Origin of the sequence: Halovalidus salilacus (assembly GCF_031852275.1) — an archaeon.
Lineage (GTDB): Archaea > Halobacteriota > Halobacteria > Halobacteriales > Natrialbaceae > Halovalidus > Halovalidus salilacus.
The window spans coordinates 2,987,597-3,006,565 of sequence record NZ_CP134700.1 but is presented as its reverse complement, the minus strand read 5'-3'; the positions used below and the strand labels follow the sequence as shown (position 1 = coordinate 3,006,565).

The window sequence follows — 18,969 nt, the reverse complement described above, 5'->3', positions numbered from 1 at the left end:
CGCCTCGTCACTCGATCGTCGTCCCCGGCTGTTCACCCGCGAGGAAGGACTCCAGCGCCTCGAGCCCGAAGATCGACGCCGACGGCTCGAGGTCGAGCAACGCCCGCACTTTCGCGGCCATCCCGCCGGTGACGTCGGTCGCGTCGCTCCCGCCGAGGAACTCCTCGACGTCGCCGTACGACGCGATCCGGTCGATCACCTCGTCCCCGTCGTCGAGCACGCCGGGGACTGTCGAGCAGAGGCCGACCCGGTCGGCCTCGAGGTCGCGGGCCAGTTCGGCGACGAGTTCGTCCCCGCTGACGACCGTCGAGCCGGCGCCCGCGTGGGCCACCATATCGCCGTGGAGGACCGGGACGAACCCCTCGCCGAGCATCGTCTCGACCTGCCCGGTGGCCAGGGTCAGCTCGCCGGTTCCGTCCCGGTGGGCCGCGGAGAGGGGGTGGACCGGGACCGCGGGAACGTCCCGCTCGAGCAGCCGATCCAGCACGAACCGGTTCAGCGTCGTCATCGCCCCGTGGATATCGAGGACGGCGCCGGCGTCGCGCGTCCCGGACTCGGCGCTCGTCCCCACGCCGTGTGCGCTCGCCGCGTGGTGACCGAAGCTACCCCCGCCGTGGACGATCACGAGGTCTTCGAGTCCGCTCGCCTCGTCGGCCAGGGCGGCGGCGACCGCGTCGGCGGCCGACTCGAGGGCGTCCCCGTCGAGGGTCTCGGCCCGGTCCTTGTCGGTGATGACGCTCCCGCCGAGTTTGAGGATCGTGCGGCTCATTCGAGCCGCTTCACCCCCTCCTCGGCGAGTTCCGCGCGGAACGTCTCCTCGCAGCCGGGCGTGAACTTCAGCGCCGTCTCGGTCGCCTCCGTGGGGTCGAGGGCCACGATGCACCCACCCCCGCCCGCGCCCGTCAGCTTCGCCCCGTAGGCGTCGGCGTCCCGCGCCGCCCACACCATCGCGTCGAGCGATCGAGACGAGACCCCCAGCGCCGACAGCAGGCCGTGGTTGAAGTTCATCAGCCGGCCGACCTCCTCGAGGTCGCCCGCCGCCAGCGCGTCCTCGCCGTTTCGGACCACGTTACCGATCGTCTCGACGGTGTCCGCGGCGAACTCGTACTCCTCGCGCAGGGCGCGAACCCCGGCGACGAGCTTCCCCGTATCGCCGGCGCCGCCGTCGAATCCGATCACGATGGGGAGGTCCGGCGCCTCGATCGCCCGACAGTTCTCGCCCTCGACGCGGACCGCGCCGCCGGTCGCCGAGCAGAACGTGTCGGCCCGCGAGGCCTGCCCCTCCTGCACCTCGTACTCCGTGCGGAACGCCCGCTCGGCGAGTTCGTCCGGCTCGAGTTCGTACCCGAGTTCCCGCGTCGCGGCGTCGATGGCGGCGACGACGACCGCGGCCGAGGACCCCAGTCCGGCCCCCAGCGGGATGTCGCTCTCGATGGTGACGTCGAACCCGACGTCCGCCTCGCCGGTGACGTCCCGAACCTGTTCGATCGCGCCGTCGACGTAGCCCATCGCCGCCCGGATCAGCGACTGCGAGACGTCGACGTCCGGTCGCTCGGTCGCCGTCCCGTACTCCACCGTGAAGCCGTCCAGGGTGAGGTCCTCGGCGTGCACCCGGAGTTTGCCGTCCGTCCGCCGTTCGACGTCCACCCGGGCCCGCCGCTCGATGGCGCACGGAACCGCGGGTTCGCCGTAAACCACCGCGTGCTCCCCGAATAGATAGACCTTGCCGGGAGCGCTCGAGAGTGCCATGCCCGGCCGTTCGTCCGACGACGGTTAATAGCTATCTTTGTCCCGCCCGCCCCCTGCGGGACCGCTGAGGTCGCCGAACGCGTCGGCGAGGCGGCGCGAGCGGCCGACGGACTCGAGCGGTCGACGAACTGCCGCAGAGCGGTCGACGAAGTGTAGCGGCGCGCTCGACCGATCCGCCGCCTCGCCGGCGGTCGCGCATCGACCGGCCGGTCGCCCGCTGGAGAAAATAACGTCTTTTATTGCCCCGCCCTCGAGACGGTCGGACGAATGAGCGACGAGGAACTGGCCAAAGACCTGGGTCTCGTGTCGGCCATGACGATCGGCATCGGGACGATGATCGGCGCCGGGATCTTCGTCCTGCCCGGCGTCGCCGCGAACGCGGCCGGCCCCGCGGTCGTCGTCTCCTTCGTCGTCGGCGGCCTCATCGCCATGGTGAACGCCCTCTCCGTCTCGGAACTCGGAACGGCGATGCCGAAAGCCGGCGGCGGGTATTACTACATCAACCGGTCGCTGGGGCCGTTGTTCGGGTCTATCGCCGGCATGGGTGACTGGATGGGGCTCGCGTTCGCGTCCGCCTTCTACTGCATCGGCTTCGGGCAGTACCTCGCCGTCTTCGTGCCCCTTCCGGACGTGGGGTTCTTGAACCCGATCCAACTCGGCGCGCTCCTGGCCGGATTCGTGTTCGTCGCCGTCAACTACATCGGCGCGAAGGAAACCGGGAGCGTCCAGACGGTGATCGTCTTCGCCCTGCTCGCTATCCTCACCGCGTTCTCAGTCGCGGGGTTCTTCTCGTTCGACTATGCGACCCTGGCCGGCGAGCGCGGTCTCGCGCCGTTCGGCGTGGGAGCGATCCTCCCCGCGACCGCGCTGGTGTTCGTCTCCTTCCTCGGCTACGCGAAGATCGCCACGGTCGCGGAGGAGCTGAAAAACCCCGGTCGAAACCTTCCGCTGGCCATCATCGGGAGCGTCGGCATCGTCACCGTCATCTACGCCGTGCTCGTGACCACCATGCTCGGCGTGATCCCCTGGCCCGAACTGAGCCAGGACGCGCCCGTCGCGCAGGCGGCCCGCGCCGCGTTCCCCGACTCCATCGGGCCGGTCGGTGGGATCGCCGCCGCATCCGCCGCCGTGATGACCGTCGGTGCGCTGCTGGCCACGGCCTCCTCGGCGAACGCGTCGATCCTCGCCTCGGCGCGGATCAACTTCGCCATGGGCCGGGACAAGATCGTCACGGACTGGCTCAACGAAATCCACCCGTCGTACGCGACGCCCTACCGGTCGATCCTCGTCACTGGCGGCCTGATCGTCGTCTTCATCGCGTTCCTCGGTCGAGACGTCGAGGTGCTCGCGAAAGCCGCCAGCGTCCTGCACCTGATCGTCTACGCCCTGATGAACGTGGCGCTGATCGTCTTTCGGGAAGCGGACGTCCCGGAGTACGATCCGGACTTCGAAGTCCCCCTGTACCCGATCACCCCGATCCTCGGTGCGGTGTTATCGCTCGGACTCGTCGCGTTCATGGACCTCGTGGAGATCGGGCTCTCGGCGGGGTTCGTCGTCGCCGCCGTGGCGTGGTACTTCCTGTACGCCCAGGACAACACCGAACGACGGGGCATCCTCTCGGGGTACCTCCGCCGTCGCGAGGCCGAGCTTCCGGACCGGGTGATCGACGCCGCGGACGCGGTGGCACCCACCGGCGGCGAAGGTCCGACGATCATGGTCGCGCTGGCGAACCCGCGGACGGAACGCGCCCTCGTCACGCTGGCCGCCGCGCTGGCGCAGCACGAGGGCGGCCGCGTGCTCGGAACGCACATCGTCACCGTTCCGGACCAGACGTCGCTCGCCCGGGCGGCCGAGAACCGAGAACGACTCGACGCCGCCTCGAAGGAACTGCTCGAGGCGGCGAAAGCCGACGCGGAGGCGTTCGACGTCCCGATCGAAACGCGGACGGTCCTCTCACACAGGGGGATCGAAGAGGTGTTCGACGCCGCACGGACGAACGGGGCCGACGCCGTCGTGATGGGGTACGGCGGAACGCAACTCGCCAGTGGCCGCGCGGAGCGAGCGCTCGACGAACTCACCCACGACCTCCCGTGCGATTTCCTGGTGTTAGACGGCCGGGAACTGGAACTCACCGACGTCCTCGTCCCGACCGCCGGCGGACCGTCGTCGGACCTCTCCGCGGAGGTCGCCCGCGCGTTACGGGAAACCCTCGGCGTCGACGTATCGCTGCTGTACGTCGCCGACGAGGGCGAGGAAGCGGCCGGCCGAGAGTTCCTGCGCGAGTGGGCCGCCGAACACGAGTTATCGGATTCGACCCTCCGCGTCGAAGTCGGGGACGTGGGCGACACGATCGGACGACTCGGCGAGGAGTACAGCCTCGTCGTCGTGGGAGCGACGGAGCGGGGGCTCCTCTCCCGGATCGTACGGGGGTCGCTCGCGATCGAAGCCGTCGAGTCGCTCGAGACGCCCGTGTTGCTGACCGAACGACCGACCTCGCGGTCGCTTCGCGATCGGTTCTTCGGCCGCCGCTGACGAGGGTACGACGCAGCGTCTCCCGTTCTTCTGGGATTCGGCGATCGTCCTGACCAGCGTCCTCAGGAGGCGCAAGGAATTCCCGACGAAGCGTCCGTCGAACGGTCGATCAGTGCGCCGAAGCGGCCGCCGAGACCTCGCTCGAGCCCCCTCCCGTCACTGGGGGACGCCTCCGCGTCGTCACTCGCTACGGCGGTTTATACCGAACGTACTCGTCTCTGAGAACCTCCACCCTCGGAATTCTCACGGGCTTGGAGCACCACTACGAGTGGCGTTCCGACCGACGCTCGCCGAGCGGTCGCTCGAGTCCGCCGGCGTTCGACGACGAAACCCCCTCGTCGCCGGATCCCCGTTTCGAACGCGGGTCGGTTCGACGGTAGATGTCGCTCTCGAGCGGTTCTCGAATCCGAATCCCGTCTCGAAGAAAAATCCCGCGTCAGACCACGCTCTCGAAGTCCTCGAGCGAGTACGAGGGTTCGGCGCCGCGGCGGTCGAGCGTCTCGTTGGCGAGCAGCCAGTAGACGACCGACAGCGCCTTGCGACCCTTGTTGTTCGTCGGGACGACGAGGTCGACGTTGCTGGTCTGGTTGTTCGAGTCGCACATCGCGATGACCGGGATGCCCACCGTGATAGCCTCCTTGACGGCCTGGGCGTCGCCGATCGGGTCCGTGACGACGACCACGTCGGGCTCGATGTAGCCATCGTACTTCGGGTTCGTCAGCGTGCCGGGGATGAACCGGCCCGTGCGGGCGCGGGCGCCCACGGCCTCGGCGAACTTCTCGGCCGGGAAGCGGCCGTACTGGCGGCTCGAGGTGACGAGGATCTGCTCGGGCGCGTAGTTCGCGAGGAAGTCGGCGGCCGTGCGGATGCGCTGGTCGGTCTTCGAGACGTCGAGCACGTAGAGGCCGTCGGTGCGGACGCGGTGGATGAACCGCTCCATGTCCTCGGTCTTCTGCTGGGTCCCGATGTGGACCCCGGCGCCGAGGTAGTCCTCGACGGGGATGAGGAGGTCGGCCTCCTCGTCGCTCATGACGTCGTCGTCGAGGGACGGCCCCTCGTCTTCCTCCTCGATCTCCTCGGCGGCTTCGGCGTCGGCCTCCTCGGCCTCGGCGGGCTGTTCGTCCGTCTCGTCTTCCGGCTCGACGTCCTCGGCGGCATCGGCGGCGGGGCCAGCCCCTTCGGCTGGCTCCTCGTCGATCTCCTCCTCGGCGGCGTCGAGCCCTTCCTGTTGTGCGTCGTTGTCGGTCATGTCGCGTCGTCTGCGATTCTGATGAGCTCGTTGAGCTTGGCGGTTCGCTCGCCGCCGACGGCGCCCGTCTTGATGAAGGGCACGTCGGTCGCGACGGCGAGGTGTGCGATGGTCGTGTCCTCGGTCTCGCCCGACCGGTGGGAGACGACCGACTCGTAGCCGTTCTCGCGGGCGAGTTCGATCGCGTCGAAGGCGTCCGTGAGCGTCCCGATCTGGTTCGGCTTGATCAGGATGCTGTTGGCCGCCCCGCGTTCGATCCCCTCCGAGAGGCGCTCCGTGTTCGTCACGAACAGGTCGTCCCCGCAGACGAGGGTCCGGTCGCCCACCTCGTCGGTGAGGTCGGCGAACGCGTCGTAGTCGTTCTCCTCGAGCGGGTCCTCGACGTAGACGAGGTCGTACTCGTCGACGAGGTCGGCGATGTACTCGATCTGTTCGTCCGCGTCGCGCTCGCCGTCGGCGTAGACGTAGGCGTCGGCGTCCGCGTCGTACAGTTCGGAGGCCGCGACGTCGAGACCGAACCGGACCTCGAAGCCGACCTCCTCTTCGACGGCGGACGTCGCCTCGTCGACGATCTCGAACGCCTCGGCGTCGTCGATCGACGGCGCCCACGCGCCCTCGTCGCCCTTGCCGCAGGCGACGCCGCGCTCGTGGAGCAACTCGTCGACCTTCGCGTGGACGGCCGCGTTGGCGAAGACGGCGTCGGCGACCGAGGGCGCGCCCACCGGGGCGGAGAGGAACTCCTGGATGTCCGTGGCGTCGGCGGCGTGTTCGCCCCCGCCGACGACGTTCCCCAGGGGGATCGGGAAGGTGTCTCCCCGGAAGGTGCCGCCCAGGTGCTGGAACAGCGGCGCGCCCAGCACGTCGGCGCCGGCCTTCGCGGCGGCCATCGAGATGGCGACCGCGCTGTTGGCGCCGATCTCGGAGAAGTCGTCGGTGCCGTCGGCCGCCCGCAGGATGGCGTCGACCTCGCGCTGGTTGCCCGCGTAGGCCTCGCCGACCAGGCGGGGGACGGCGTGCTCTCGCGCGGCCGCGATCGCTTCCGTCGGCGGCCGCTCGATCGCCTCGTACTCGCCGGTGCTGGCGCCGCTGGGCGCCGCGGCGCGGCCGAACCCGCCACTCTCGGTGAGCACGTCTGCTTCGACCGTCGGATTGCCCCGCGAGTCGAGGATGCGTCGCAGCCGGACGTCGGTGACGAGCGTCATTTCCGGTCGTACCCTCGCTTGACGGTGAACGGGAGCGCGCCCGCGTCGTACTCCTCGGCGGCGATGAGGATCGGTTCGGTCTGATCCGTCTCGATCAACACCGGCGCGCCGTAGGACACCTGCAGCGCTCGAGCGCCGAGGATCCGCGCCTTCTCGTATCGGTTGTGACGTTGCTGTTGCATGGGCGGTTACTGGTAGGGTGAGACGACGTCGACGAGGTCGGTGTGGCTGACGAGCATGCGCCGGCAGCAGTAGCGCTCCACGCCGAGGTCGTCGAGGACGGCCTGCGGGTCCTCCTCACCCTGGTTGGCTCGTTCGTCGAACTCCTCCCAGTGTTCGCTCACGACCTTGCCGCACGTGAAACACCGGACGGGTACCATCATGGGTGGATCACCTTAGCGGTAGGACTTCTGGTAGCGGGCCCGCGCGCCGGGGCCGCCCCACTTCTTCGGTTCGGACTGACGAACGTCGTTGACCAGCAGCGACCGGTCGAACTCCATGAACGCGTCGCGGAGTTCCGCGTCGTTCGTGTGCTGGACGATGCCGCGGGCGATGGCGGTGCGGACGGCGTCGGCCTGTCCGCTGATCCCGCCGCCCTCGACGCGGACGTCGATGTCCATCTCGCTCCGGAGGTCATCGCCGACGATGCGGAACGGCTCGAGCATCTTGAGCCGGGACATCTCGGGTTCGACGAGTTCGACCGGTTGCGAGTTGATTCGGACGCGACCCTCGCCCTCGCGCACCGTGGCGCGAGCGACGGCGGTCTTCTTCTTGCCGCTCGTGTTCGTTACCATGTGACGTTAGCACCCAGTTGTTCCGAGACTTCGCCCAGGTGGACGAAGCGGATGTTCGAAAGCCGATCCAGCGACGTTCCCTCGAGGACCTGCGCCTCTTGCTCCCCCTCGTAGGGGTTCCCGACGTAGACGCGGACGTTCTCGAACGCCTCGCGGCCGCGGGCCTTCTTGTAGGGAAGCATCCCGCGGACGGCCCGCTTGAAGATCGTGTCGGGCCGCTTCGGGTAGTTCGGCCCCTGGTCGGAGCCGAGGCGGATCCGCGTGCGGTAGGTCTCGAAGACGTCCTCCTTGTCGCCGGTGACGACCGCGTCCTCGGCGTTGACGATCGCGACGCGCTCGCCGTCGAGGGCGCGCTGGGCGACCTCGCTGGCGACGCGACCGAGGATGCAATCGCGGGCGTCGACGACGACGTCGGCGTCGAACTCCGCGGCGTTCACGCTCATGCGATCACCCGGACGTCGCTTCCTTCGGGGTTCTCTTCGAGCAGTTGCTCGAGCGGTACTGGCTCGCCGACCTGTTCGATCTTCGTCTCGGCCGACGACGAGAAGTCGACGGCGGCGACGGTGACGTTCTTCTGCAGCGCGCCGGATCCCAGCACTTTGCCGGGAACGACGACGGTCTCTTCTTCGCGCGCGTATCGCTCGATCCGACCCAGGTTCACCTCCGCGTGGCTTGCCCGGGGCTTCTCGAGGCGATCCGCGACGTCTCGCCAGACGTCGGCGTCCGTCTCGCGGAACGTCGACTTCAACTCGGCGATGAGATCGTTGAGCCTCGGATTGGTCTTGGTACTCATTGGTTTCCTCCAAATACGGTGCGACCGACACGACGACGTCCGAGTCGTCGTGGCGAAATCGCGGAAGAGAAGTGATGCAGGGAGCAGGATTTGAACCTGCGGACTCCTACGAGACAGCGCCCTGAACGCTGCGCCGTTGGCCAGACTTGGCTATCCCTGCTCGCACTTCCCCCTACCCGTCGCCCCTTCAAACCCCTTTCGATTCGCCCGAAGGCGGAGACGCCGGTCTCGTCGCTCGCGGCGCCGGCGTCCGTCGGATTCGATCGGAGTGGTGGGGTACGGGTCATCGGTGTTCGGTTGGCGTTACAGCTGGACTGCCTCTTCGAGCTCGGCCGCGCGCGCCTCGAGCGAGTCGATGGCGCGCGTGACGAGTTCCTCGACGGTGAACGACCCGTCGGTCTCGACGTGGAAGACGAAGGCGTTCGGGACGTCCTCGACGCGGACCTCCTTGCCCGGATAGCGGTTCGAGAGGTCGTGATCGAACTCGCTCGTCGGAACGAGTTCGCCGTCGTCCTCGATCACGCCGCGGACGATCCGCGGCTCGTCGTCCTCGAACTCGGGGAGGTCGCCGACGACCTCCACGCGCTGGAGGTTCCGGTAGCCGACGGCCACGCCGCCCTGGTGTTTGGCGTGGTCTTTCCCCCTGTCGAGGACGGCCTCGGCCTCGGCCTCGAGGCGCTGGCCGTCTTTCAGCTGGATGATCGGGACGTTCTCGTCCGCGGGGCGGACGAGGTCGTCGCTCGTCTCGAGGTCGCCCGAGTAGGCGGTCGCGGGTCCTTCGACGTCGATCGAGAGCGTGACGGTGTCGTCCTCGACGAACTCGCCTTCCGGCGGGGTCGTCAGCGGGACGAGCCCGAACCGAAGGGCGAGCTGTTCGTCGAACATCACCGACGAGTTCTCGATGAAGCGGACGGTGTCGATCGCCATCGTCGGCACGTCCGCGATCATGGCCCGCCGGACCCCGTTGGCGAACGCGGGCGTCACGCCGCGGACGAGGAACCGCGCCTTCTGATCCTCGCGTTCGACGAACTCGACGTCGTACTCTGCGCTCATGGTATCAGTATCCGCCCTTGCCTTTCGGCGCGCGCGATCCGTCGTGCGGGATCGGCGTCACGTCTTCGATGCGACCGATCTCGATACCCGAGCGGGCGAGCGCGCGGATCGTCGCCTGCGCGCCGGGACCGGGGGACTTCTGCAGGTTGCCGCCGGGGCCCCGAACTCGCACGTGGAGTCCGGTGATGCCCGCGGCTTTGACCTCCTCGGCGACGGACTCGGCCATCTGCATAGCCGCGTACGGCGACGCCTCGTCGCGGTTCTGCTTGACCGCCGTCCCGCCGGAGGACTTGGCGATCGTCTCCGCGCCCGTGAGGTCGGTCACGGTCATGACGGTGTTGTTGAACGATGCGTGCACGTGGGCGATGCCCCACTTTTCGTCGTCCTGGCTCATGGGTTATTGTCCCTCCGCGCGTTCTGGGTGGAGTTCGTCCGCCAGCGGGCTGTTCTCGTCGAACGCGACGAGGTCCTCCTCGTCGACGTCGACCACGTACGACGGGATGCGCGTGCGCTGCCCGTCGACGACGACGTGGCCGTGGACGATGAACTGGCGCGCCTGCTGGGGCGTGTTCGCCAGCCCCTTGCGGTAGGCGACCGTCTGGAGGCGGCGCTCGAGGACGTCTTCGATCTCGAGCGACAGGACGTCGCCGAGTTCGTCCGCCTCGTCGAGGATGCCGACGCGCTTGAGCCGGCCGAGGAACTCCTCGGTTCGGCGGACGACGGCCTCCTCGTCCTGGGGCTGTGCGAGCAGGTCGCGGGCCTCGCGTCGGTACGAGCGCAGGTCCGACTGCGCGCGCCAGAGCTCCTCCTTGTTCTTGAGGCCGTAGCGGTCGACCAGCGAGTGCTCGGTGGCGATGCGTTCGCCCTGGAAGGGGTGGTTGGGCGTCTCGTACTGCTTGGTCTTGCTACCCAGCGGCATCACTCACCAGCCTCCTCGGCTTCTTCTTCGCGGATCTCCTCGACGTTGACTCCGATGGTGCCCTCCGTACGGCCGGTGGACTTGGTGCGCTGCCCGCGGACCTTCTGTCCGCGCTTGTGGCGGGCGCCCTTGTAGGAGTCGATCATCTTCATCCGGTTGATGTCGTGCTGTCGGGTCAACTGGAGGTCGTTACCGATCTCGTGGGTCGTTTCGCCGGTGTAGAAGTCCTTCTGGCGGTTGGTGAGCCACTCGGGCACTTCGTCGGCGTAGCTCTCGACGAGTTCGACGACCTCGTCGATGACGTCTTCGTCCAGCGCGCCGAACGTGGCCGTTCGGTCGACGCCGGCCTTGTCCGCGATGATCCGGGCGGTCCGTCGACCGACCCCGTTCAGTTCGGACAGCGACCGCTCGACGGATTTCGTCCCGTCGAGGTCGGTCTGTCCGATGCGGACGAAGTACTGAAGGTCATCGTCCTGTTGTTCTTGAGGTTCTTCCTCGCTCATGTGTCGTGTATGTGTGTCTTGTCTGCGCGCGGTGCGGGTAACTGACGAAAGTCGCCAGCGGATTGGTATCCGACGTCGTGGCGGGGATTCGAACCCCGGAGGCTTGACGCCACATGGTTAGCAACCATGCGCCTTGGGCCGCTTGGCTACCACGACACCGTGTCTATCGTCGCCCTCCCGGACTCGGGGATCGCTCCCCTACACGTATCGCACGAGAACGTACCCGTGTGGGGTACTTAAGCGCAACGAAAGGACGCGCTCGCTCGCGCGTTCGGCAGCCACGACACACCGTTGTTTCCGGCCGTGGGTGTCCCCACGCCGAATTCGGGTGCGGCGAGCGTGAAACGGGGCGTCCTCAGGCGTCGACGTCCGCGTACGTGTCGACGTACTCGTCGTTGATCTCCCACTCGCCGTCGCCGTTGCGGACCATGTACTCGCCGTAGTAGGGGACGCGGTTCGCGACGACCTCGCGGAACGCCTCCCGGATCTCGGGTTTGGTCATCTCGCCCATCGACTTGAGGTCGTCGTTGCGATTCAAACAGCCCTTCAGGTACCCCTCGTGGGTGACCCGGACCCGGTGGCAGTTGGCGCAGAAGGTGGGGTTCTCGACGGGGTCGACGATCTCGACCATCCCGCCCTCTCCCTTCGGACCGCCGATCCAGTAGCGTTTACGGTCGTGCATCTCCCGGTGTTGGATCTCGTCGGCCCGCTCCGCGAGCCAGTCGTGGACGCGCTGAATGTCGATCGCCCACTCCGGTTTCCCCGTCAACTCGGGCATGTACTCGATCAGCTGCAGCTGGAGACCGTCGTTCTCCGCCACGTGCTCGACCATCCCGGGGACGTACCCGGCGGTCTTCTCGAAGACGACCATGTTCAACTTGACGGGGTCGAGCCCCGCCTCGAGCGCCGCGTCGACGCCCTCGAGCACCCGGTCGTAGGCGCCGCTCTGGGTGACGGCCGCGAACGCCTCCCGGTCGAGGGCGTCCTGGGAGACGTTCACCCGCTCGAGGCCGGCCTCGAGGAGGGCCTCGGCGCGACCGGGGAGGAACGTGCCGTTGGTGGTCAGCGACACCTCCATCGAGTCGGGCGTGCGCGCGATGATCTCTTCCAGGTCTTGGCGGAGCATCGGTTCCCCGCCGGTGAATTTCACGGCGTCGACGCCGAACTCGGCCGCGACCTCCAGGAAGCGAACGACGTCGTCGGCCGACATCTCGTTCTCCCGCGGATCCATCGGCCCACGCGTGTCCCCGAGTCCCTCGTTGTGGCAGTAGACGCAGTCGAAATTACACCGATCGGTGAGCGAGACGCGGACCCCCGTCACCTCGCGACCGAAGTCGTCGGTGAGCATGTCACGTAGTTGCAGGCGGATCTGCTTAAACGCGCCGGGTGTTCACGGTCTACGTAACCGGTTTCAGTTTCGTATCGTGTTCGGCCCGTGACGGGATCCCGTCACGCCGAAATCGTCCCTCGTCGCGATCGATCGTTCGGGGCCACCACTCTTGGCCGTGGACGTGGTGGACCCCGCTATGAGTACGATCGCCGAACTCACGATCCCCGCCGAGGAGTTCGCGCTGAGGCGAACGCTCGAGGCCGCCGAGGACGTCACCGCCGAGATCGAACGGGTCGTCGCCTACGCCCCCGATCAGGTCATGCCCTACGTCTGGTTCTCCGGCGCGGAATCCGCACTCGAGACGGTCGACGACGCGCTCGAGGACGATCCCAGCGTCGAGGAGGCGGAGCCGCTCACCGACCTCGGCGACGAGCGCCTCTACCGCATGCACTGGGTGGACGACGTCACCGTCATGGTACACGTGCTGACCGAGACGGAGGCCACGATCCTCGACGCGGGCACCGAAAACCGGCGCTGGCGGCTGCGCATCCTCTTTCCGGAGCGGGACGCGCTCGCGGCGACCTACGAGTTCGCGACCGAGGAGGGACACTCGGTCGACGTTCGGAAGATCCACCAGCTCGAGGAGGACCGCCACAGCCGCTACGGCCTCACCGAGGCCCAGCACGAGACCCTCGTCGCCGCCCTCGAGCGCGGGTACTACGAGATCCCCCGCGGGATGGACATGGAGTCGCTGTCGGACGAACTCGGCATCTCCCACCAGGCGCTGTCCGAACGGCTTCGCCGGGCCCACCGGACGCTCGTCGAGGAGGCGATCGAGATCGGGGCGAACGACGTCGACGGCTCCCCGAAAGGCGGCGACGGTCGCGGGAGCGGACGCGGAAATCTCGAGGGAACCGGCGAGTTACGGGGGTGACGGTGGAGATCTCCGACGGCGGGGCCGCCTGCACGCGTCCCTCGCCGACACAAGAACTACGCCCGTCCCGCCCCAACGGGGTGACGATGGACGACGACATGCTCGCGGACCAGCGCCGGCTGGTCGCCCTCCTCGAGGAGGAGGGCTGGGACGTCACCGACGTGGAGCTTTCGGCCTACGACAGCCCGTGGGAGGACGAGAAGGTGCCGGAGGCGACGGTGACGATCACGGCGCGGCGACCCTACGGCGAAGAGGGTGACGACGAGGACGACGAAAACCCGTTCCGGCTGAAGTGATCGCCGGGGCGATCGGAGCTATCCTTTGATGTTACAGACGGGGAACGTCCGCGCCACCTTGTCGCCGATGCCGAGCGCGTCGGAGACGCGGACGACCTCGTCGACGTCCTTGTAGACGCCCGGGGCCTCCTCGGCGACGGTCGCGCCCGACTGGGCCTTCACGTAGATCTGTTGCTGCTCGCGCAGTTCCTGCTGGACGTCGCCGCCCCAGTACTCGTTCTTCGCCTGCGTGCGGCTCATCAGCCGGCCCGCGCCGTGGGCCGTCGAGCCGAAGGTGAGGTCCATCGACGCCTCGCCGCCGCGGAGGACGTAGCTGCCGGCGCCCATGCTGCCGGGGATGATCACCGGCTGGCCGACGTCGCGGTAGGCCGTCGGTACCTCCGGGTGGCCGGCGGGGAACGCCCGCGTCGCGCCCTTGCGGTGGACGTAGAGGTCGCGCTCGGTGCCGTCGTCGTCGATCACGTGGGTCTCTTTCTTCGCGATGTTGTGGGCCACGTCGTACAGCAGGCGCATGTCCATCTCCTCCCAGGAGCGGCCGAAGACCCGCTCGAACACCTTCCGCGTGCGGTGCATGATCAGCTGGCGGTTGACCCACGCGAAGTTGATCGCGGCGTTCATCGCGCCGTAGTAGTCCTCCGCGAGCTGGGAGCCGGCGGGTGCCGCCGCGAGTTCCTTGTCCGGAAGCTGGTTCAGCAAGCCCTGGTGTTGCCGTTCGATCTTGCGCAGGTAGTCGGTGCACGTCTGGTGGCCCAGTCCGCGCGAGCCGCAGTGGATCAAGACGACGATCTGGTCCTCCTCGAGGCCGTAGGCGTCGCCCACCTCGTCGTCGAAGACGTCCGTCACGCGCTGGACCTCGAGGAAGTGGTTTCCGGAGCCGAGCGACCCGATCTGGTTCTTCCCCCTGTCCTTGGCCTTCTGGCTCACCTTCGAGGCGTCTGCGCCCTCGCGCATCCCCTCGTCCTCGCAGTGGCGGAGGTCCTCCTCGACCGCGTGGCCGTGCTCGAGCGCCCAGTCGACGCCGCGCTCGAGGATCTCCTCGACGGTGTCGACGCCGGCCTCGACGATGCCGCCCCCGCCGAGACCTGACGGGATGTTGGTGAAGAGTGAGTCGACGAGCTCCTCTTCGTAGCCCTGGAGCTCTCTGTAGGTGAGGTTCGTCCGCATCATTCTGACGCCGCAGTTCGAGACGACGAACCCGTCTGCGACGAAGTTGTGAGCGTCGTGCGCCACGCCGATGTCGTACACCGTTTCCTCGTCGTCGACCTTCCGGATGGATCTCACTCGAGTGGTGACGGTGTAGTCGTCGCCGACGGAAACTGTTTGGCAATAATCCTCGAATCCGGGGAAGTCGGCCGGTGGTCGCGGGCGATCGCTTCGGCCGCCCCAGATACTCCGTTCGATGAACCGTTCGTTGATGTCGAACTCCGATTTGATCTCCACGGGCGGCGTTCCCCCGTCCGCCATCGCCTTGCCCTCTCGAGCGATCGCCGCCCGGCGGCCGATCACCGCCTCCTTCGTTTTGAGGTACTGGATCGCCTTGATGGCTTTTCGCCGATTTTCGTGATTGTAACGGTATCCGACGGTCGAGAAGAACCGAATCAGGTTCTCGGAGTCGTTTTTGATCCCGAGTCGGAGTCGGATCGTCTCGTGATCGGCGTAGGATTTCGTCTCGAACCGCTCGATTTCGTTGGTTTCGATCCCGAGACGGTCGAGAAACGCCGCCAGTTCCTCCATGAACTGTTCGCCCGCGTCGGCGACCTCCGCAGTTCTCGTCTGGGAGACTTTCGGGCAGTAGAGGTTCTTGTCGTGTTGGGCTGCCGGCGCGTTCATCTCCGCGCCGAAGTACGCCGAAGCGTACAGCGCCTGTTGCCACGCGGTCAGTCGGTCGAAGTACCACGGCGTCGTGAAGGCCGACTCGATCTTCCGACCCTCCGGCGCGCCGAGTTTCACGAGCAGTTTCTGGAACGCCTTCGAGGACGCGCGAACGCTGTACTCCGTCCGTTCGAACGTTTTTCCGTCGATGTCGTGGGATCGCTCGCGCTCGTACATCTTCGACGGCGTAAATCCGAGCGCTGCGATGTCCTCCCGGATCGACTCGAGGTCCTCCGGTTCGCCGTAGAACCACGTCTGCCCGCCGCTTCCGATCGCGCCGTCGCCGGTGTGGAAGCCGACCAGCTTCAGGAGCCGGTTGAAGGCGTCGTCCGTCGACTTCAGCGGAAGCAAGTCGCGATCCGTGAGGGCGCGAACGAGCTGCGGGTTCTCGTCTGCGAAGTCGTCTTCGGTCAGGAGCGTGAACTCCTCGGGGCGTTCATCGAGGAGTCCCCGGAACGGCTGAACCATGACTTCGTCCCCCTCGGAGAGCTCCTCGAGCGGTTTCATTCCGTCCGGCGTTTCGAACGGATGGTCCGCCGTCGCCCTGATCCGATCGCCGGTTTCGGTCTCGAGTTCGTACACCGTCGCCCCTTCGCGCTCGGTGGCGAGGCGAATCTTCGACGGGACCAGGCGCGATCCGGCAACCATCGCGCGCTCGTCCTCGAACCGATCCAGTAACTCGGCGATCGGGAGTCGGCGACCGTGCTCGAGGAGCACTTCGGTCCCTCCCGGAAGGCAGTTGATGTCGTACCCGACCGCTCCGGGCGAGATGCAGCCCTTTTCAGCATCGAGCGCACCCACGCCGCCGACCGGGAAGCCGTACCCCTGGTGGCCGTCGGGCATGCAGATCGCGTACTTGGTGATTCCGGGCAGGTGGGTCGCGTTCTTCAACTGCTCGAGTGTCTTGTCCTCGCTGATCTCCTCGAGCAGCGCCTCGCTCGCGAGCACTCTCGCGGGCGCGCGCATCCGGCCCTCCTGGGGGATCTCCCAGACGAACTCGCGCACCCGCTCGAGCGTGACGTCGCCTGCGTCGAACGTGTCGGTCATACTCGAGGGTCGGTCGCCATCGTTGAAAGAGGTTCGTCTCCGCGGTCGGATCGGCGGACCGTCACCCTCACCCGCAGCGGGCGACGGTCTTCGAGGCCGATGGCTCGAGACGGGTTCGAAGCGGACGGCTCGAGGCTGGATCTACGCCTGTCGCTCGAGCCATTCCGCCCGTCAGACGTCGAAGACCACGTACGCCTCCCACTTCCCGTCGACCGCCTCGAGTCGCATCTCGGAGTAGGTCACCGCCTTCACGTCCCGGGCGTCGATCTCGGCGAGGGGAACGCCCCGGGCGGACGCCTCGAGGGTCCACGACGCGTCGCCGCCGGCCCCCTTCCCGTCGGCTCCGTCGCTTCCCGCGCCGTCCCGTTCGTCCGCAACGCGCTCGACGCGCTCGACGCGGTTGTCGACGAGGAGTTCGCCGCGAACGTCGCGGAGGTAGATCAGTTCGTCGAGGTAGTCGAACAGGAGGGCCTCGCGGTTCTCTGCGGTCACGGAGAGCGAGACGCGCGCCTCCGGTGTGGAATCGTCACCGGCCGTCTCGCTCGTCTCGTCCGGCGGCGGGACGTCGTCGCACATCGCCGCCGCGAGGCCGTCCGCGACGGCGGCGAAGACAGACTCGAGGGTGTCGCCGCTGGCGGCCACCGCGACGTCGGCCGTGTGCGCTCGCAGTTCGAATCCCATGTCGGCTCTACGTTCGCGTCCGAGCGGGAGGGACGTATGTACGTCGGTCCGCGACTCGGGGACGGTCGAGTCGGGTGCGTCCCGCGGTATAAACCGCGCACCGGTCGACGCCGGCCGGGCGTGGCCGCCCCGAGAACGGCCGGTGATTCGACGCGGCGTCTGACGTTTGGAAGATGCCTCTGCCGGTGGAATTATATTGGCGTCGCTGTTACGGTGTGGTAGTGAGCGTCAACATCGACAGTCGCGTCGTCGCCCCGGGGAGCGACGAGTTCGTCGAGGATGCCTGGGAGCTCAAAGAGACGATTAATCGGCGGGAAGGGGTCTTGAAACAGCGGCGCAACTTCTTCACCGACGCTTACCGTCGCTCGAAAGTGTACTGTTACGTGAAGGGGGACGAGCTGGTCGGATTCGCCGCCGTTCGACGCGACGGCTACATCCTCTTTCTCGCGGTCTCGCCCGAGTGTCGGGGCGAGGGGATCGGCAAACGCCTCATCGCCCGGGTCGCCGAGGACCACAACAGCATCACCTGCCACGCGCGCACGACCAACGAGAACGCCCTCCAGTTCTACGAACACCTCGGCTTCGAGATCAAGCGCCGAATCGAGAACTACTACGAGGACGGCGGCGACGCCTACTACCTCAAACTCGGCTCCGACGTCGGCCTCACCGATCGCATCTCGGAACTGATGCGACGCTGACGCTCAGCTTCCGTTCTCCCCGTCTCCGACTCCGTTCCGGTCCTCGCCTCCGTCCCCGTTTTCACCTGCTTCCCTTCGACCGCGAACGACCCCCTCGACGAACGCCCGCCGGAGAATCGTCACCAGCAGGTACGTCTCGTACTTCTGCGACCGGCAGTGCGCGCAGGGGGCCATCTCGTCGGCGATCCGGTCGATCGTCTCGCCGTGGGTCGCCTCGAGGTTGCTCACGAGCGACGCGACGTCGGGGGCGATCTCGGCGGCCATCTCGGCCACGTCGTCTCGCGCGCCCTCGGGCAGCGCGTACGAGAGGACGATCGTGTTCGCGCGGTAGTACTTCGTCGTGGCGCCGCGTCGCTCCTCGAGGCGGGCAACCTCGACGAGGCCCGCCTCCCGGAGTTCGTTGACGTGGTGGCGCACGGTGTTGCGCGTCCGGTCGTAGCCTCGCGCCGAGAGTTCCTCGTCGATCTCCGCGACGGTGCGCTCGCCCTCGGCGAGCATGTCGAGGATCGTCGCGCGGACCGGTTCGTCGACGGCGCTCGAGACGTTCGTGTCGCGGATCGCGACGTCCTCGATCGTGACGTCCGACGTGAATTCGGCCATTGGGTGGCGAGGCTAGGGGGTGAACCGTAAAAGGCGTTCAGCCGAACGCGAACTCGATTCCACGTCCAGTTCGGACCCTCGATTCCACGTCCATCCGGGTACGCGCTCGTTCGATTTCCCTCTGGGGAGCGTTACCGTCCACGGTGCAAGTACCACCTCGAAAGCCCCCGAACCGCTCGACAGTCCGCGGTTCGCTGAGCGCTCACTCCGTTCGCTTGTTCGCATCACCGGGTTTCATTCCTGCCCGCCGCCGTCCCCTCCCCACCCGACTCGTTCGCTCACCTTGCTCGCGAAGACCTCGCGAGTCCGCGGGACGTCCGAGCGACTGCGAGGGCGTCCCGCGAGCGCGCCGAAGAAATTCTCCGTGGTTCCCCGAGCGTCTCCCAACCCGTTTCCCCTTAGACGAGTCGTTTCACCGGTCGAACCGCCCGTGATCGCACCCAGACAACTCATTTGAGTGATATATTTGTGCGGCGGGATCGTAGGATCGATCGAAGACAGATGACCCAGATCACCGAATTTCGCGTGACCGACTTCGACTGCCCGACCTGTGCGAGCACCGTCGAACGAGACCTCTCGAAGACCGAGGGCGTCGACCGCGTCGAGGTGCACTACACGACCGGCCGCGTCGAGATCGAGTACGAGGAGACCGTCGTCGAACCCGACGCCTTCGAACGGACGATCGAGAAGCGGGGGTACACCCCTCGTCCGAGGTGA

The 18,969-nt window shown here is 67.4% G+C and carries 22 protein-coding genes, 2 tRNA genes and 1 pseudogene; 5 read left to right on the top strand and 20 right to left on the bottom strand.

Annotated features, from left to right (window positions below):
* Nucleotides 1–7 precede the first annotated feature (7 nt).
* Entirely contained in the window at nucleotides 8–769 is a 762-nt protein-coding gene (locus RJT68_RS14825) for an isopentenyl phosphate kinase (protein ID WP_407037324.1), read from the bottom strand.
* A complete protein-coding gene (mvk, locus tag RJT68_RS14820; protein WP_407037323.1) occupies nucleotides 766–1,749 on the bottom strand; it encodes a mevalonate kinase in 984 nt (327 codons plus the stop codon). The genes RJT68_RS14825 and mvk overlap by 4 nt, the downstream gene beginning before the upstream one ends.
* A gap of 267 nt (nucleotides 1,750–2,016) precedes the next feature.
* Between mvk and RJT68_RS14815 the strand changes: the two genes are divergently transcribed.
* Complete coding sequence (locus RJT68_RS14815; protein ID WP_407037322.1) at nucleotides 2,017–4,281, top strand: amino acid permease; 2,265 nt, start codon at nucleotides 2,017–2,019, stop codon at nucleotides 4,279–4,281.
* Nucleotides 4,282–4,717: 436 nt separating this feature from the next.
* Here RJT68_RS14815 and rpsB read toward each other — a convergent pair whose 3' ends face one another.
* The 14 genes from rpsB to moaA all read right to left on the bottom strand — a co-directional run bounded on the left by rpsB (nucleotide 4,718) and on the right by moaA (nucleotide 12,142).
* Complete coding sequence (gene rpsB, locus RJT68_RS14810; protein ID WP_407037321.1) at nucleotides 4,718–5,530, bottom strand: 30S ribosomal protein S2; 813 nt, start codon at nucleotides 5,528–5,530, stop codon at nucleotides 4,718–4,720.
* Nucleotides 5,527–6,732, bottom strand: a complete 1,206-nt coding sequence (gene eno / locus RJT68_RS14805) for a phosphopyruvate hydratase (RefSeq protein WP_407037320.1) — start codon at nucleotides 6,730–6,732, stop codon at nucleotides 5,527–5,529. Before eno ends, rpsB begins: the two co-directional genes overlap by 4 nt.
* On the bottom strand, nucleotides 6,729–6,914 hold the full coding sequence (locus RJT68_RS14800; RefSeq protein ID WP_407037319.1) for a DNA-directed RNA polymerase subunit K: 186 nt from the start codon (nucleotides 6,912–6,914) through the stop codon (nucleotides 6,729–6,731). Before RJT68_RS14800 ends, eno begins: the two co-directional genes overlap by 4 nt.
* A gap of 6 nt (nucleotides 6,915–6,920) precedes the next feature.
* On the bottom strand, nucleotides 6,921–7,115 hold the full coding sequence (locus tag RJT68_RS14795) for a DNA-directed RNA polymerase subunit N (protein WP_407037318.1): 195 nt from the start codon (nucleotides 7,113–7,115) through the stop codon (nucleotides 6,921–6,923).
* Between the two features lie 12 nt (nucleotides 7,116–7,127).
* On the bottom strand, nucleotides 7,128–7,526 hold the full coding sequence (locus RJT68_RS14790; protein WP_407037317.1) for a 30S ribosomal protein S9: 399 nt from the start codon (nucleotides 7,524–7,526) through the stop codon (nucleotides 7,128–7,130).
* Complete coding sequence (locus RJT68_RS14785; protein ID WP_407040385.1) at nucleotides 7,520–7,963, bottom strand: 50S ribosomal protein L13; 444 nt, start codon at nucleotides 7,961–7,963, stop codon at nucleotides 7,520–7,522. The genes RJT68_RS14790 and RJT68_RS14785 overlap by 7 nt, the downstream gene beginning before the upstream one ends.
* A gap of 2 nt (nucleotides 7,964–7,965) precedes the next feature.
* Complete coding sequence (locus RJT68_RS14780) at nucleotides 7,966–8,319, bottom strand: 50S ribosomal protein L18e (RefSeq protein WP_407037316.1); 354 nt, start codon at nucleotides 8,317–8,319, stop codon at nucleotides 7,966–7,968.
* Nucleotides 8,320–8,394: 75 nt separating this feature from the next.
* A tRNA-Leu gene (locus RJT68_RS14775) sits at nucleotides 8,395–8,479 on the bottom strand.
* Between the two features lie 143 nt (nucleotides 8,480–8,622).
* Nucleotides 8,623–9,372 (bottom strand): DNA-directed RNA polymerase subunit D, encoded by a 750-nt coding sequence (locus RJT68_RS14770; RefSeq protein ID WP_407037315.1) that lies wholly within the window; start codon nucleotides 9,370–9,372, stop codon nucleotides 8,623–8,625.
* A gap of 4 nt (nucleotides 9,373–9,376) precedes the next feature.
* On the bottom strand, nucleotides 9,377–9,766 hold the full coding sequence (locus tag RJT68_RS14765; RefSeq protein WP_006182145.1) for a 30S ribosomal protein S11: 390 nt from the start codon (nucleotides 9,764–9,766) through the stop codon (nucleotides 9,377–9,379).
* Nucleotides 9,767–9,769: 3 nt separating this feature from the next.
* Nucleotides 9,770–10,291: a 30S ribosomal protein S4 gene (locus RJT68_RS14760; protein WP_407037314.1), complete on the bottom strand. Its 522-nt coding sequence runs from the start codon at nucleotides 10,289–10,291 to the stop codon at nucleotides 9,770–9,772.
* Nucleotides 10,291–10,794 carry a 30S ribosomal protein S13 gene (locus RJT68_RS14755; RefSeq protein ID WP_407037313.1) on the bottom strand — a complete coding sequence of 168 codons (504 nt, stop codon included), beginning with the start codon at nucleotides 10,792–10,794 and terminating at the stop codon, nucleotides 10,291–10,293. The genes RJT68_RS14760 and RJT68_RS14755 overlap by 1 nt, the downstream gene beginning before the upstream one ends.
* A 73-nt stretch (nucleotides 10,795–10,867) precedes the next feature.
* Nucleotides 10,868–10,950 (bottom strand) — tRNA-Ser (locus RJT68_RS14750).
* 199 nt (nucleotides 10,951–11,149) lie between these two features.
* A complete protein-coding gene (gene moaA / locus RJT68_RS14745) occupies nucleotides 11,150–12,142 on the bottom strand; it encodes a GTP 3',8-cyclase MoaA (protein WP_407037312.1) in 993 nt (330 codons plus the stop codon).
* Between the two features lie 178 nt (nucleotides 12,143–12,320).
* Between moaA and RJT68_RS14740 the strand changes: the two genes are divergently transcribed.
* A complete protein-coding gene (locus tag RJT68_RS14740) occupies nucleotides 12,321–13,058 on the top strand; it encodes a helix-turn-helix domain-containing protein (RefSeq protein ID WP_407037311.1) in 738 nt (245 codons plus the stop codon).
* Nucleotides 13,059–13,144: 86 nt separating this feature from the next.
* Nucleotides 13,145–13,354: a hypothetical protein gene (locus RJT68_RS14735; protein WP_407037310.1), complete on the top strand. Its 210-nt coding sequence runs from the start codon at nucleotides 13,145–13,147 to the stop codon at nucleotides 13,352–13,354.
* Nucleotides 13,355–13,372: 18 nt separating this feature from the next.
* Here the strand turns inward: RJT68_RS14735 and RJT68_RS14730 are convergent, their stop codons facing one another.
* From RJT68_RS14730 to RJT68_RS14720, 3 genes and pseudogenes are all read right to left on the bottom strand, one after another.
* Complete coding sequence (locus RJT68_RS14730) at nucleotides 13,373–15,970, bottom strand: RtcB family protein (RefSeq protein WP_407040384.1); 2,598 nt, start codon at nucleotides 15,968–15,970, stop codon at nucleotides 13,373–13,375.
* Nucleotides 15,962–16,273, bottom strand: a pseudogene (locus RJT68_RS14725) (RtcB family protein); the annotation flags it as partial. The pseudogene RJT68_RS14725 and the gene RJT68_RS14730, both read right to left, overlap by 9 nt.
* Nucleotides 16,274–16,444: 171 nt before the next feature.
* Entirely contained in the window at nucleotides 16,445–16,954 is a 510-nt protein-coding gene (locus RJT68_RS14720; protein WP_407037309.1) for an archease, read from the bottom strand.
* Between the two features lie 221 nt (nucleotides 16,955–17,175).
* Between RJT68_RS14720 and RJT68_RS14715 the strand changes: the two genes are divergently transcribed.
* Nucleotides 17,176–17,652, top strand: coding sequence for a GNAT family N-acetyltransferase (locus tag RJT68_RS14715; protein ID WP_407037308.1), 477 nt, complete (start codon nucleotides 17,176–17,178; stop codon nucleotides 17,650–17,652).
* A gap of 3 nt (nucleotides 17,653–17,655) precedes the next feature.
* Here RJT68_RS14715 and RJT68_RS14710 read toward each other — a convergent pair whose 3' ends face one another.
* On the bottom strand, nucleotides 17,656–18,252 hold the full coding sequence (locus RJT68_RS14710) for an ArsR/SmtB family transcription factor (protein WP_407037307.1): 597 nt from the start codon (nucleotides 18,250–18,252) through the stop codon (nucleotides 17,656–17,658).
* A 501-nt stretch (nucleotides 18,253–18,753) separates the two neighbouring features.
* Between RJT68_RS14710 and RJT68_RS14705 the strand changes: the two genes are divergently transcribed.
* Nucleotides 18,754–18,969 (top strand): heavy-metal-associated domain-containing protein, encoded by a 216-nt coding sequence (locus tag RJT68_RS14705; RefSeq protein ID WP_407037306.1) that lies wholly within the window; start codon nucleotides 18,754–18,756, stop codon nucleotides 18,967–18,969.

What these genes read in the sequence shown, in the direction of transcription:
- RJT68_RS14825 (WP_407037324.1), bottom strand. Translation starts at nt 769, where the DNA reads ATGAGCCGCACGATCCTCAAACTCGGCGGGAGCGTCATCACCGACAAG.
- mvk (WP_407037323.1), bottom strand. Translation starts at nt 1,749, where the DNA reads ATGGCACTCTCGAGCGCTCCCGGCAAGGTCTATCTATTCGGGGAGCAC.
- RJT68_RS14815 (WP_407037322.1), top strand. Translation starts at nt 2,017, where the DNA reads ATGAGCGACGAGGAACTGGCCAAAGACCTGGGTCTCGTGTCGGCCATG.
- rpsB (WP_407037321.1), bottom strand. Translation starts at nt 5,530, where the DNA reads ATGACCGACAACGACGCACAACAGGAAGGGCTCGACGCCGCCGAGGAG.
- eno (WP_407037320.1), bottom strand. Translation starts at nt 6,732, where the DNA reads ATGACGCTCGTCACCGACGTCCGGCTGCGACGCATCCTCGACTCGCGG.
- RJT68_RS14800 (WP_407037319.1), bottom strand. Translation starts at nt 6,914, where the DNA reads ATGCAACAGCAACGTCACAACCGATACGAGAAGGCGCGGATCCTCGGC.
- RJT68_RS14795 (WP_407037318.1), bottom strand. Translation starts at nt 7,115, where the DNA reads ATGATGGTACCCGTCCGGTGTTTCACGTGCGGCAAGGTCGTGAGCGAA.
- RJT68_RS14790 (WP_407037317.1), bottom strand. Translation starts at nt 7,526, where the DNA reads ATGGTAACGAACACGAGCGGCAAGAAGAAGACCGCCGTCGCTCGCGCC.
- RJT68_RS14780 (WP_407037316.1), bottom strand. Translation starts at nt 8,319, where the DNA reads ATGAGTACCAAGACCAATCCGAGGCTCAACGATCTCATCGCCGAGTTG.
- RJT68_RS14770 (WP_407037315.1), bottom strand. Translation starts at nt 9,372, where the DNA reads ATGAGCGCAGAGTACGACGTCGAGTTCGTCGAACGCGAGGATCAGAAG.
- RJT68_RS14765 (WP_006182145.1), bottom strand. Translation starts at nt 9,766, where the DNA reads ATGAGCCAGGACGACGAAAAGTGGGGCATCGCCCACGTGCACGCATCG.
- RJT68_RS14760 (WP_407037314.1), bottom strand. Translation starts at nt 10,291, where the DNA reads ATGCCGCTGGGTAGCAAGACCAAGCAGTACGAGACGCCCAACCACCCC.
- RJT68_RS14755 (WP_407037313.1), bottom strand. Translation starts at nt 10,794, where the DNA reads ATGAGCGAGGAAGAACCTCAAGAACAACAGGACGATGACCTTCAGTAC.
- moaA (WP_407037312.1), bottom strand. Translation starts at nt 12,142, where the DNA reads ATGCTCACCGACGACTTCGGTCGCGAGGTGACGGGGGTCCGCGTCTCG.
- RJT68_RS14740 (WP_407037311.1), top strand. Translation starts at nt 12,321, where the DNA reads ATGAGTACGATCGCCGAACTCACGATCCCCGCCGAGGAGTTCGCGCTG.
- RJT68_RS14735 (WP_407037310.1), top strand. Translation starts at nt 13,145, where the DNA reads ATGGACGACGACATGCTCGCGGACCAGCGCCGGCTGGTCGCCCTCCTC.
- RJT68_RS14720 (WP_407037309.1), bottom strand. Translation starts at nt 16,954, where the DNA reads ATGGGATTCGAACTGCGAGCGCACACGGCCGACGTCGCGGTGGCCGCC.
- RJT68_RS14710 (WP_407037307.1), bottom strand. Translation starts at nt 18,252, where the DNA reads ATGGCCGAATTCACGTCGGACGTCACGATCGAGGACGTCGCGATCCGC.
- RJT68_RS14705 (WP_407037306.1), top strand. Translation starts at nt 18,754, where the DNA reads ATGACCCAGATCACCGAATTTCGCGTGACCGACTTCGACTGCCCGACC.